General features: G+C 58.7%; 9 protein-coding genes and 1 pseudogene. 4 read left to right on the top strand and 6 right to left on the bottom strand.

All coding sequences use genetic code 11. The features are described 5' to 3' along the window. The first annotated feature begins 278 nt into the window (after positions 1-278). Positions 279-704 (top strand): hypothetical protein, encoded by a 426-nt coding sequence (locus CKO36_RS17240; RefSeq protein ID WP_200286043.1) that lies wholly within the window; start codon positions 279-281, stop codon positions 702-704. A gap of 18 nt (positions 705-722) precedes the next feature. After that, complete coding sequence (locus CKO36_RS17235; RefSeq protein WP_200286041.1) at positions 723-1,475, top strand: response regulator; 753 nt, start codon at positions 723-725, stop codon at positions 1,473-1,475. Here the strand turns inward: CKO36_RS17235 and CKO36_RS17230 are convergent. The 6 genes from CKO36_RS17230 to CKO36_RS17205 form a co-directional block, all read right to left on the bottom strand. After that, a complete protein-coding gene (locus tag CKO36_RS17230; RefSeq protein WP_200286039.1) occupies positions 1,462-3,822 on the bottom strand; it encodes a hybrid sensor histidine kinase/response regulator in 2,361 nt (786 codons plus the stop codon). The two genes, CKO36_RS17235 and CKO36_RS17230, sit on opposite strands and share 14 nt — an antisense overlap. Before the next feature lie 76 nt (positions 3,823-3,898). Continuing rightward, on the bottom strand, positions 3,899-4,816 hold the full coding sequence (locus CKO36_RS17225) for a P-loop NTPase (RefSeq protein ID WP_200286038.1): 918 nt from the start codon (positions 4,814-4,816) through the stop codon (positions 3,899-3,901). 4 nt (positions 4,817-4,820) lie between these two features. Then, positions 4,821-5,600 carry an ethylbenzene dehydrogenase-related protein gene (locus tag CKO36_RS17220; protein ID WP_200286036.1) on the bottom strand — a complete coding sequence of 260 codons (780 nt, stop codon included), beginning with the start codon at positions 5,598-5,600 and terminating at the stop codon, positions 4,821-4,823. A 3-nt stretch (positions 5,601-5,603) separates the two neighbouring features. Further along, positions 5,604-6,320, bottom strand: a complete 717-nt coding sequence (locus tag CKO36_RS17215) for a molecular chaperone TorD family protein (RefSeq protein WP_200286034.1) — start codon at positions 6,318-6,320, stop codon at positions 5,604-5,606. A gap of 4 nt (positions 6,321-6,324) precedes the next feature. Continuing rightward, positions 6,325-7,311, bottom strand: a complete 987-nt coding sequence (locus CKO36_RS17210) for a 4Fe-4S dicluster domain-containing protein (RefSeq protein ID WP_200286024.1) — start codon at positions 7,309-7,311, stop codon at positions 6,325-6,327. Positions 7,312-7,330: 19 nt separating this feature from the next. Continuing rightward, the gene (locus CKO36_RS17205) at positions 7,331-10,063 is read right to left on the bottom strand and encodes a molybdopterin-dependent oxidoreductase (RefSeq protein WP_200286022.1); all 2,733 of its coding nucleotides are present in this window, start codon (positions 10,061-10,063) and stop codon (positions 7,331-7,333) included. 228 nt (positions 10,064-10,291) lie between these two features. Between CKO36_RS17205 and moaA the strand changes: the two genes are divergently transcribed. Next, on the top strand, positions 10,292-11,332 hold the full coding sequence (gene moaA, locus CKO36_RS17200) for a GTP 3',8-cyclase MoaA (protein WP_200286013.1): 1,041 nt from the start codon (positions 10,292-10,294) through the stop codon (positions 11,330-11,332). Positions 11,333-11,848: 516 nt separating this feature from the next. Beyond that, positions 11,849-12,588 (top strand): annotated as a pseudogene (locus CKO36_RS17195) (methyl-accepting chemotaxis protein); the annotation flags it as partial.

The raw sequence follows: 12,588 nt of genomic DNA, 5'->3' as shown, positions 1-12,588 counted from the left end.
GGACTGAGCGCCTGCGGTTGGGACTGCTCAACCAGGACTCCAGTTGCTCGCCCGGACAAAATCGGGTGCTATCAACGGAGAGCGAATTACCGAATGAGCACTTTCGAGTATGAAATTCGGAGCAGGTTGCATTGACTGGCCGCGTGATTCTTTCGATGACACCAGGTGTCCCGTCGCCTATCCGCGCTGAGTCCAGCGAAGACTCGAAAGCCCAGGGGGCCCAACCGCAAGTCTGCCGCGCTCCGCGCTCGCCTTGTCCCCTGCTTGCTACCGGCTTCGTGATTCTGTTTTTGCTCCTCTGCGTCGAAGTGGCGCTCAGCCTTTCGCAAATGCATAAGATGCGGGAGCGATTGGCGCAGGTTGTTGAAGCGTACAGCGCCCGTAGTGCGCTGGCGCAGGAAATGCAACAGAGCTCCCGCGAGCGGGCGATCCTTCTCCACGCCATGATTTCCACCGATGATCCGTTCGACCGCGATGATCTGCTTGTCGATTTACGCACCCTCGGCTCCCGGCTTCTGAAGGCCCGCGAGCAGATCGCAGCCATGACACTGAGCAAAACCGACGATGCCAAGAACCTCGATGAACTGGTCCGACTCGCGGACAATGCCATGTACTACGTCAAGCGCTCAGGCAAAGGCAACCACAGATACCATCAGGCACCGCGATCAGGCGCTGCGACCGAGGCACTGCCCTTTCAATGGTGAGTCAAGGAACCCTCTAAGATGCAAACTGTCGAGACTCAGCGAAATCTCCTAACCGATCACATATTGATTGTTGATGATGATCCGGTCACCTGCGCCAGCCTGTCGGGCTACTTCGAGCAGGACGGCTACGCAGTCGACGAGGCCGGCGATGCAGAGGAAGCGCGCGCAACAATGGCCCAAAAGCGCATTGATTTAATGCTGTTAGATGTCGGCTTGCCTGGGGAGGATGGGTTCAGTCTCATCCGCGAGATTCGCCAGCATTCGCAGATGCCGGTCATTTTCGTGAGCAGTCGCGATCATGACGTGGATAGGATATTGGGGTTAGAGTTTGGGGCGGACGACTATGTTGTGAAGCCTTTTAATGCCCGGGAGCTTCTGGTGCGGGCGCGCAACCTGCTGCGCCGCACCCGGGTCCGCGCAGATTCAGAGGCAAATTCAGGGCAGGATCAACCAAGACACCGCAACTTTGGTGATTGGTCTTTGGATCTCCATCAGCGGTGTCTGCTGGCAGCGGATGGGCAAAGCGTCGCGCTCACGCGTGGCGAGTTCAGCCTGCTCGAAGTGCTCACAGCCAAGCCAGGGCGCGCCCTGAGCCGTGATGCCCTGCTCGACCACCTCAACAACCGGGACTGGCAACCCAGCGATCGCACCGTGGACGTTCTAATCAGCCGGCTGCGGCGCAAGCTTGGGGATAATCCGCGCGCACCGCAACTCATCATGACCATTCAGGGCTTAGGATACCTCTTCAAAGCCAAGGTCAATAATCGTTAGCGCTTGCTCTCGGTGACACCATCGCCCGCCAGGCAGACTCCAATACCCGCTGCGATCTCAGCGCACTGTCCTTGAGGTCGCCCAGCAACCCAGGAAGATCTGCAGAAGCGGACTGAGTCGCGGCCAATTCAACCTTCGCGGCTTGTCGTGCCAGATGGCGCAATCCGAGTCCATTGGCAGCACCGCGCAAGCGATGGGCCACAGCGGCAATGGTCGCCGGCTGCGGCTCAGGTCCATCGTCCAATTCGGCCAGTGAGACCGAGCAGACCCGCTCGAAGGCGGAGACGATTTTCTCGGTACGCGCAACGCCCAGCTGCTCCAGATGCTCGCAGATCACCGAGCGATCCAGGAAACGAACCCGCGCACCTAAATTCGTCAGGTTCGCAAGCGTGCGTTGCAACTCCTGCAGATCAAAGGGCTTGATGAGCAGTGCGTCGATCGTATCGCGGCGCTTGATCTCGCCGCGGGCAACATGAGCGGTCACGGCGACGATTGGCATTCGCCAATCCGTTAGCTCCCGGATCCGCGCGGCCACTTCAAAACCGTCCATGTCTGGCAGACGGATGTCGAGCACGACCACATCGAAACCCGGCTGCGATGGCGTCTTCAGCGCAGCAATGGCGTCGGCGCCATTTTCGGCGATGGTGACACTGTGACCGGCACACTCAAGCAAACCACGCGCGACGAGTTGATTGACCTCATCGTCTTCAACAAGCAGTAGCGACAGCGGCCGCAAGGGCTGCGGTACATCAACTGCAGGACAGGCCGGTGCAGCGGACTCCCCCGCTGGCGGTAACGCAACTTCAAGCCAAAAAATGCTCCCACGCGATCGAGCAGGCTCCACCCCGATGCGCCCGCCCATGATCTTCGTCAAATGCTGGCAAATGGCCAGGCCGAGGCCACTCCCGTTGCCGCGCGCGCGATCGCGAGCCGGGGAGGTCCGGTGCAACTGCGTAAAGGGCAGAAAAAGCCGCTCGCGCTCTTCAGCTGCAATTCCAGGCCCGCAATCCTCAACCTCAAAACGCGCGACAGCGCCTTCAAGACGGCGCAGCCCAAGCCTGACGTCGCCCTGATCGCCAAATTTGATTGCGTTACCGACCAAATTCAGCAGCACTTGTTGCAGCTTGCAGGAATCGCCGCGCACGATTGCGGTGGATACATCAGGGGCATCGAGGACCAGCCCAAGCCCGAGTTCTTTGGCGCGCGGGGACATGATGGCCATCACATTGTCCAGAATCTCGCGCAGATTGAATGGCCCCGCATCAAGCGCAAGCTTGCCGGCTTCGATGCGCGAGTAGTCGAGCACATTGTCGATCAGAGCCTGGAGCCGCTCCCCCGAGCGTGCAATGGCAGTGACATAGGACTGCTGTTCCTGCGTGAGCTGATCTCGCCCCAACAGCCGAACCGCACCAAGAATCCCGTTCAGAGGCGTGCGGATTTCATGACTGACAGTGGCGAGGAATGCCGATTTGACCCGATTCGCTTGCTCGGTTTCGGCCAAGGCACGCAAGTGGGGGGTCACGTCACTCAACACCAACAAGGAGCCCGAGTACTTGCTGCCGGTTTCGAGAACGGCTCGGCGGTGAACCTCGAAGCTACGTCGCCCTTGTGCGGTCTCCAAGGTAATGGTCGTATCGTCTTCAAGCCCCTGACCACCGAGGAGTGCGTCGATGCGTTCGCGCTCGGGAAGCTCGCCTTGCGGACAATAGTAGGCCTCGCCTGAATCGGTCTCGATCCCCAACAGCCGCCAGGCTGCGGCATTCAGGTTCTCCACCTTGCCCGCCACGTCGAGCACGAATGCCGGATCGCGAATGCTCTCAAAGAGCGTCAGATACTTGTCTTTTTCATTCGCCAGAAGCCGGTTCTTAGCCGTCAGGTCCGCGATCACCTCGTCTTTGTCCGGGCGATCCCAGTCGGCGCAGACGGCAAGCTCGGCGCGATCGAAGAAGCGCTCAACAAAACGCTGCGCGCGGGTATGCTCATGCTCCGGCAGTGGGCATTCGCGCACCAGATCCAGATAGCAGGCGCGAAAATGCTTGATGAGCCCTAAAAAGAGTCCCAGCGTGACGCCACGAGCGCGATGCCGCCGCCCGGTCTCGAGCGCGAATTGACAATGCGGCTCCGTTTGATAATCGGCTTCAGCGCTGATGGGCGGCAGATCCGCCCAGGCCGACAGTGCGGCACAGAGGTCGGTGTTGAGCCCCAGAACGGACTCCCGCCAGGCGCGCGTCAACGCGGGTGTATATTGGAAGTAACCCGTGTCGCTCGCCGCGTGAATGATCTGATCGACTAGGCTGTCTTCATTCTCACGGATATGCGCAGTGAACATTTGCAAGGCGTCAGTCATCGCAGGGGATCTCAGTCATCGCAGCCGATCAGACTGAGGCTACGCCAGCTGAGCGGGGCGCGGCAACCCCTATCCATCAAGGCGCGAGCCGCTGTGCCAAATCTGTAAAGATACGTGCCTCCAGGCTGTCTGGGGCGCTAAAGACCACCGATTGTCCGGCGTCCGAGGCAGATGCGAGCCGCAGCGAGACAGGCACCTCTGCAAGCCTTTCCACGCCCGCCGCAGTCAGTTGCTCGCTCATCTCCGAGCGCGGGAACAGCTCGATCTCACCGGCACAATGCGGACACACCAGACCGGCCATGTTCGCTACCCAGCCCAGCATGGGCAACCCTCGTTCACGGCAGAATCGGGCGGCCTTAAGGCTGTCATGCAGGGCGACCGCCTGCGTCGTTGTGACCAGCAGTGCCGTGGCTTCGGTGTCTTCGATCAGATCGCACATGGTGATCAGTTCGTTACCGGTGCCGGGCGGCATATCCAGAACCCAATAGTCAAGCGGCCCCCAGTCGAAGGAACCCACCAGATGGTGGATAAAGTCGAATTTGTAGGCATCGCGCCAGACGACCGGGGAATCCGGCTCCGGCAGCAGCATGGCCAAGGACCCCAAGGTTAAGGCGGCGGCACCGTCCGAGGAGCGAAACTCGACAGGCCGAATACCGGCGGGTCCGACCTTGACCCGCGCGGACTGACAACCGAAAAAGACCCCGGCATTTGGACCGTGAATGTCGGCGTCGCCCAACCCCACGCGATGACCTTCCTGAGCAAGCGCTGCGGCAAGATTGGCCGCGACGGTGCTCTTGCCAACGCCGCCCTTGTTGCCAAGGACCAGTACGATCCGGTCGATCACAGCCAGTCGTGAAGCAATGAGCTCACGATCATGGCCCGGCTTGTCGCGCTGACATTCGGGCTCGTCCGGGCAGAAGCTGCAGGCATGTCCCCTGGTACAGGGTTCCAGATTCTGAGCGGGCGGGTGCAGGGTTACGTTTGGCGCCGACATCGGCCTAACCCGCCCCGAGCGGACTCAGATCAACCTTGAGCCAGCCAGGGGTGGTGCGTTTGAGGCCGTCGCGCTGATCCAAAGCCCCTTGCCAAACTGCAAAAGCCATCGAACGCACCATGCCGGGCTCAAACTGTGCGTCATACTCGCCATCGGTCGCGAGCGGTCGCGACAAGATAACGGTCCATTGGTTACCTTCGGCCGCAGCGGCCTTGGCATAATGGCTGCGCGCGCTGACAGGCTGTTCCGGCAAATGCGTCGCCGAGCCAAAGCCACCCGCTGCCAGGTTCTCAGCGCTCTCGCTATCCGAACGCCAATACCAGATGTTGACGGGTTTCCCGGGGGCGCCCATGGTATGCGAGGTCTGTTCATCCGCGTTGACGGTAAACTGCACGGCAGCGCCATCGCGTGACTGATCCATGCCCGTCTTGCGATCCGGTGTCGCATCATGCCACCGCAGCTTGATATAGAGGCGTTCACCGTCGCTGGCGACGCTGAAAAAGAGCGGCAGCGGCTCGCCCGAGCTGGCCTTGCGCAGCTCGACCGAGCGGTGCACCACGGGCGCCGGCACCAGTTGGACCTCATACTCGGGCACCCGCTCCCAGAGGATCGCAAGCGGATCATTGGCGACCCGCAAAAAGACATGCCCAGGAAACACCGTTAATGGAATAGTATCCCCAGGCTTGACCGAAAGTGCATTCGGATCGGCGAAGCTCGCTGTGGTCGGTGACAACAATCCCAGCGCCAGAACCAAGATACTGGCCGTTCGCAATCGCTTGTTCATTGGCTATCTCCAGAGATTTTGCGTGGGTCCCGCAACCGCCACGCCCATGGGCGGTCGCGAGACGCTGAGGTTACCGGCGGAACCGAAGCGTTCCAACTCCAGGGTCTGCAGGCGCTCAAGGGCTTCTCCGAGCGCGGCGAAGACGGGATCAAAGCCCTGCTCAGCACAGGCATCCGACAGCCTGGGGACGAATTCACCACAATGCGGGCCCAACAGCCGGGTAATGAAATCACCCTGGGCGCGTCTATACCCGGCCTCGGCATCGCTCTGTGCCCCAGCGCGGGCCTCTAGGTGTGTGAGCCAGGCAAGACAGTCGAGCTGACACGTCAGGTGATCAGCCAAGGCGTTATCGCCTTGGCCGGTACGCGCCTGAACGCCAAAGTGCTTGTAGAACTGCGCGTACTTCAGCATCAGACGGGGTACGGGCTCGCCGGCCAGGAGGACATCGTAGGCACTCGCGCGCAGTGGAGCCAGCGGGCGTCCTTTGGAACCCGTGTCGAACAACGTGATGTACTGGGCTTCAAAGTCCTGAAAATCGACGCTAAGGCTGGGCAACCCAATGCGCACGCCGTGGGCCATTGCCAAGGCTTCTTCAAAGGCCTGTTGAAAACGCCGATCAGCGAGCAGTCCGTGCAGCTCGGGAACCGGATGGGCAAAGGCAATGGAAAGCAACTGCCAGGCGCGTGAGCGCTCTACAATCTGTTCATGATCTTGCGTCATCGCATTACCCCAGCTTGAAGAGCGCCTTCTGGCGCTGGCCGATCAGCAGGTCCATTAATTCGGAGTCCTCGCCTCGCGCCTTGCGCGCGCGCTCAGCGGCCAAGGTTTCCAGAACCTCGCCAACGCGTGGGCCGAACAACTCCTCCAGATACTCAATTGGAATGCGCCGCGTTGCGTCCAGGCTTCCATCCGGCTTGAATCGCGGTGGCGAATCCGGCGGGACATAGAAGACGTTCGGCCGGGTGCCGCGATCAGCGAGCAGCGGCAACGCCACCTGGTACTTCTCCACCAGCTGATACACCGGACCCTCAATGTCGTCGGCATAGCCGACCGTGCGCAAGCGGCCGACGCACTGGCGGGCGCAGGCCTGCGGTAAGCCTTTCTCGATGCGCGGATAGCAAAACAGGCACTTCTCGGACGTGCCAGTCCGTTCGTTGAAATAGACCTTTTTGTACGGACAGGCCGTGACGCAGTAGCGGTAACCGCGGCAGCGCTCCTGATCCACAAGAACGATGCCGTCTTCCTGACGCTTATAGATCGCTTTGCGCGGACAGGCCGCCAGGCACCCGGGGTTGCTGCAATGGTTACACAGCCTCGGCAAATAAAAGTAATGGGCATTCGGGTACACCCCCTCGCCCTTGTCCTCATCCCAGTTGGCCCCCCAGGTCGGGGAGACATTCGGGCGCAGTGAGGTTTCGCTCCCGTTGATCAGGCTCGCCTCGTAGTTGTATTCCCAGGGGATGCCATAGTCCTCGAGCGGCGGCGTCTGGCCGATGTTGAGCTGGCCGTCTTTGTTAAAACCGCCGCCTTTGTCCTGGAAGTTGCGCGGGTAACCCGCGCCGGGGCGGGTCTCGACATTGTTCCAGTACATGTATTCGCGACCGTTGCGGTTCGTCCACATCATTTTGCAGGCCGAAGTACAGGTATGGCAGCCGATGCACTTGTTGAGGTCTATGATCATGCGCAGCTGGCGCTTGGATCCATTCGTCATTGAAAGATGCTCCCGGGCTTCAGGCCCGCTCGATGTCGACGCTGCTTTCGTGCGCCAACTGGTTTGCGTTCCACTTCCACAGGTTAAACTTCAAGTGGCCCCAATTGCCGACCAGCTCGAGCGGCTGGAGTATGGTTGCAGTGACATTATTCAGCGGCTTGCGCTGCTCGTACTGGTGAGGCTCCCAGCCGTGCTCCATCATCAGCGAATCCGCCGGCAAGCTTGGATAGAACTTCGCTTGCGCAAAAAACTCACCAATCCCATTGAACACCCGCACCCTGGAGCCATCCGCGATGCCTTTGCTTTCAGCCAGCAAGGGGCTGATGTAAAGGTTCGGCTCGCCCCGTTGCAGTCGCATCATGAACTTGTTCGAGCGCCAGTTACTGTGGATCCCCCATCGGGTATGAGGCGTGTAGAAGTTCAGCGGATATCTGGAGGCATCCCTTCCGGCGTGGTGACGTGCTGTCGGCACCCGCGCCCCAAGCCGTATGAAGCGGTCGTGGTCGCAGTAAAAGGTGATGCGGCCGGACAGCGTCGGATAGGGCTCCTTGTCAACCACCTGGCGCTCGAACGGATGCATAGGTTTGTCCGCATGTAATGGACTGTGCGCTGGCCCGCCCTTGGCGTTGAGGACGAAAAAGCCGCGCTTGGCACCTTCCTCAAGCGTGCCTTCCAGCTCGGGACTGTTATCGACCAACCAGCGGGCCGCGTCCTCCTGGGTTTTGAGCGCTCCGTCCATCGTGAAATCGTCGTAAATGCGGTCGAGATCACGGGTCACGGTGCCGTCCTGAATGGACCCAATGCCGCGTGCAATCGCGCGATCCTGGATCTTGCGCGCCAACAGGGCCATGATGTCCCAATCGGGCTTGGCCTCACCGATGGGCTCAACCGGCGCGGTAAAGACGTTGACAAACCGGTGGAAGCCGACCGAGCGCAGGTCCCATGCCTCATAGTGACTGGCGGCCGGCAAGATGTAGTCGGCCCACTCGGCAGTCGAGTCCATGCGCACATTGACATCGACGAAGAGCTCTTCGACCTCCTTGAGAACGCGCTCGCGGTAGCGGTTCGCACCCTTGTTGCGCCGAAATTTGTTGTCGGCAATCAGGATCATGCCCTTAACCTTGCCGTAATAGGGCATTCCCTGCTCGTCGATGCTCTCCATGATCATTTCGAGCAACTCATCGACGTTGAATCCGACACGCTCTTTCAACTTGACCGGATCATAGTGCTCAATGGTTTCGCGATACATCTCCCCGCGCAGGAACTCGCCAAGCCCGCCTGCTTCGAGTCGCGGGAGCTTCTTGAAGCCAAAGAGTGCCAGCTCAAACAGCTTGGGCTGACTCCATTCAATCCAGGATGTATCCAGTCCGCCGCTCGGCCCACCGTGTCCGGTCAAGGCCAGCAGCAGGGTCTGCGCCCAACCGGTATACATCCCATTGCTGTAACGACCGATATTAAAGCCGTTGAGCAGAACGGCTTTCTTGGCGGCCGCCAGATAGCGCGCCTCCTGGCGGACGACCTCCGGATGCACCCCAGTGACCTCCCGGGTCACCTCGGGGGGCCACCGCATCGCCTCGTTGCGCATATGCTCAAAGCCAGGGCGCACCCGGATGCCGGCGACCTCAAACAGGCCTTCCAGGGCCGGATCAAGGTCACCGAGCGCGATGGAGCGCTCCTCGCTTCCCATCGACCCCGGCGCTGCAACGGCTTGATTGGTATTGGTATCCCAGAGGAAGAAAACATCCTCCTTGCCATCAATTTCCAGATCGCTCTGGCGCAACAGGCGGCCGTTATCCTCGCGCACCAGCAGCGTCAGATCGGTCTGCTCTTTCACAAAGTCCGGCTTGTAGAGTTTTTCTTCCAGAATCACCTGCACAAGCGACATATTGAAGAAGGGGTCAGCACCGGGACGCATGGGAATCCACAGATCCGCGTGCACAGAACTCGGGTTGAAGTCAGGCGCGATGCTAACGACGCGCGCGCCATTCCAGCGTGCCTCCCAGATAAAGTGGGCGTCCGGGATACGCGTCGCGTTCGGATTGATCAGCGACAACAAAATGTAGTCGGCGTCGAACCAGGCGTCCGACGTGAAGCTTTGCATTGGATTCCCGTAAGCGAGGTGGGCTCCGGTATTGAGATCGCCAACGTCCGTAAAAATATCCGCCTGCACGCCACCTAATAGCGAGGCCATGCGATAAGGTGCGGCCAGGCGCACATGACTGAGATTACCGCTTCCTGTGTGCGTCATCAGCTGCCCAGGGCCGTGCTGCTCGAAGATATCGAGCACCTTATCGGCGATTTCTGTGGTGGCCTGGTCCCAGGTCAGGCGTTGCCATTTACCCTCGCCACGCTCGCCGACGCGCTTCATCGGGTAGTGAATCCGATCGCCTTCATACATGGCGGCCGAATGGATCGCCCCCTTCTGACAACCGCGCGGGTCAGCATCCGGAACCTGCGGATTGATCTGCGGATACTGTGCAAGCTGCTCTTCGCGCAGCACGATGCCGTCTTTGACGAACACCTGCCAGGCGCAGTTGCCAAGACAATTGATGCAATGGGCCGCATAACCGATGCGGTCCCAGGTCCATTCGTCGCGATACAGATCTTCCCAGTCGCGGTAGGGGTATTCGCTGCCGAGCGGATCAGCGACGGGCTGAAGTGCGTTCAACGCCCAGGCATTGTTCGCCGCAAGAACGCCGACGCAGGAGAGCGTGGTCGTGCGCAGGAACTCACGCCGGTCTAGCATTTTCATCGTCAGGAATCCTCCCCTTTTCGGTGCATCACTGGCTAGTCCAATACGTTATAAACGGCGGCTGTAAACAGCGTCTCAGCGCGCGGTAAATGAGCGGTAAAAAGTTGTAAATGGATTGCAAACAGAACGGCTGGCTCAGATGCGAAGCGCTCATGTGCCAACAAGATGCGCGCACCTCTGCTACCCTCATCCCCCACAACAAACACTTGGAAAACGGAACCTGGCCTGATGAAGCCAATTGACTTGCCGGGCAAACGCACGGGAATCGGCTCCCACCAACCACCTGCGCTTGTGGATCGTTTCGGCCGTCGCATCACCTATCTGCGACTCTCCCTGAGCGACCGCTGCGACTTCCGCTGCATCTATTGCATGCCCGCAAAGCCAAGCTTCACAGCGCGCGAGGCGCTGCTGTCGCTGGATGAGTTAGCCGCAGTTGCCGCCGCCTTTGTAGATCTCGGTGCGCACAAGATTCGGCTCACCGGCGGCGAGCCTCTGGTACGTCCTGGGGCGCTTGGGCTGATTCGCCAGATTGCCAAGCTGCCCAGCCTGAGCGAGCTCGTGCTCACCACCAACGGCTCCCAGCTCGAACGCCTGGCCTATCCACTGCGCAAAGCTGGGGTACGACGCATCAACATCAGTCTCGACACCCTGAGACCAGAGCGTTTTCGCGCATTGACCCGCACGGGGGATCTCGCCAAGGTGTTGCGCGGCATTGATGCCGCCATCGCCGCCGGCTTTGACCGGATTAAGCTGAATACCGTGATTCTCAAAGGCCATAACCACGACGAGATTCTTGCGTTGACCCGTTTTGCAATGGCCAAAGGGATCAATCTCAGCTTTATTGAAGAAATGCCGTTTGGCACGATTGGGGAACATGACCGGGCCGAAACCTTCTATCCGGCCGACCGTATTCGTGAGGAGCTAGCGGCGGAACTCGCACTGGTTCCAACAACAGAAACCACAGGTGGCCCGGCGCGCTATTACCGCATTCAAGGATCAGAAACCCGCGTCGGCTTCATCTCCCCACGCAGTCACAATTTTTGTAAGGCGTGCAACCGTGTGCGCGTCACGGCCGATGGCCAGCTCCTGCCCTGCCTGGGCGCCCCGCAATCGGTCGATCTGCGCGCAGTGCTTCGCACCCATCCGGGTAACGCTGAGAAACTGAAAGCGGCCATCGGCGATGCCATGGGAATCAAGCCGGAGGCCTGCGACCTTAGCCCGGGCAGTAAGCCGATTGAATTCCGACACCTGATGGAGACGGGAGGCTGATGAGGCTGAATAGTTTGGCCGCAAAACCGATCCGCCATCCTTAAAACGCTGGTCAAACCAGCGCACGGCGTCCCCATGCGAACGAGTGATGAGCCGATCTTCACTGGACACTAACCCTTATCAGTGGTGAAAAGCCACTTTTCGAGCTGTTAAACACATCAATTCAGCTGGGCGTAGCAGGTGGCTGTACGCCGACCTGCCAGTACATACCACCTGGAACACACCTGACAATTATCAATGCATCGACTATAATCAATGGCAACCATTGGTTTGTTCAGTAAGCATTCATGGAGGAAGGCCGCCCCATAATATATCCACGACGACTGCCCAGTTTCATCGACCACCCAACTCCCCAAAACCGCGCGCTTTTCAATGACTACCTGGCAAGAGATAAGCACGCGCCGGGCGGGTAGAAACCCGCCTGGCGCTCTTATTCATTGATCTGAATGAACTTAAACGCAAGTACTTCAACAAAACGGTCATAACGCAGGTTTTTAATCTAAAAAGACCCTAAAAATGCTGATCAAGAAAGGTAAAAAATCGCTATTAACACCTATATTTATTACCTTGGGTATATCGATTCCCGTTGGTCTGATGTTGGTGCATTTCGGGATATTCAGCAGCAGCATATTTAATACGTTATCCGTTGTCTTACTGACAGCAGGCATCGCTGCATTTGTGTTTTATCACTTGCTTTTTGCGCCGATGCAGGGTTTTATTGACAACTTATCCCAAAGTTTATCCGATGAGTTTAAAGCAAATGCTCAAGCTCATGGTTATAATGACGCTCATCTAAAACAACACCAGACACTCGGCGATCGCTATGACAGACTGACCCAGTCAGTACAGCTTTTCCACAATAATTTCAATGTTCTGGCAAGCCAGGGCAGCCAAATCGCCATCGCCGCAGCAGAGCTGTCTTTCACGGCAGATCACTTAAAAAGCCAACTTCATCAAAAAGTTGAAAACATTTCTGAAATCAACCATTCGGTTGAGCACATTGCTGCAAACATCAACTCATCTTCTGCAGCTTCCCACACCGCATCCAAATCCGCATTCGAGACATTAGAAGCGAGTGATATAGGCTACCAGGCGATACGGCATACCGTCGATCAAATGCAACTGACGACTCAACAACCACCAGCTAAAGCTGGTGGGTTGAAGTTACGGACTGAAAGTCCGGATACGGGTCAAATAGACCCGTTTAGGGTGCCTCTGTCCGGAAGTTGTCCTCTGCCCGTGGCTCGAAGTGATGC

It is taken from the genome of Rhabdochromatium marinum (assembly GCF_016583795.1).
Lineage (GTDB): Bacteria > Pseudomonadota > Gammaproteobacteria > Chromatiales > Chromatiaceae > Rhabdochromatium > Rhabdochromatium marinum.
Note: the sequence above shows the minus strand (reverse complement) of the source record. Positions and strands in the feature narration are given on the sequence as shown.

Excerpts from the sequence above, each read along its gene's own strand:
- CKO36_RS17235 (WP_200286041.1), top strand. The coding sequence starts at position 723 with ATGCAAACTGTCGAGACTCAGCGAAATCTCCTAACCGATCACATATTG.
- CKO36_RS17230 (WP_200286039.1), bottom strand. The coding sequence starts at position 3,822 with ATGACTGACGCCTTGCAAATGTTCACTGCGCATATCCGTGAGAATGAA.
- CKO36_RS17225 (WP_200286038.1), bottom strand. The coding sequence starts at position 4,816 with ATGTCGGCGCCAAACGTAACCCTGCACCCGCCCGCTCAGAATCTGGAA.
- CKO36_RS17220 (WP_200286036.1), bottom strand. The coding sequence starts at position 5,600 with ATGAACAAGCGATTGCGAACGGCCAGTATCTTGGTTCTGGCGCTGGGA.
- CKO36_RS17215 (WP_200286034.1), bottom strand. The coding sequence starts at position 6,320 with ATGACGCAAGATCATGAACAGATTGTAGAGCGCTCACGCGCCTGGCAG.
- CKO36_RS17210 (WP_200286024.1), bottom strand. The coding sequence starts at position 7,311 with ATGACGAATGGATCCAAGCGCCAGCTGCGCATGATCATAGACCTCAAC.
- CKO36_RS17205 (WP_200286022.1), bottom strand. The coding sequence starts at position 10,063 with ATGAAAATGCTAGACCGGCGTGAGTTCCTGCGCACGACCACGCTCTCC.
- moaA (WP_200286013.1), top strand. The coding sequence starts at position 10,292 with ATGAAGCCAATTGACTTGCCGGGCAAACGCACGGGAATCGGCTCCCAC.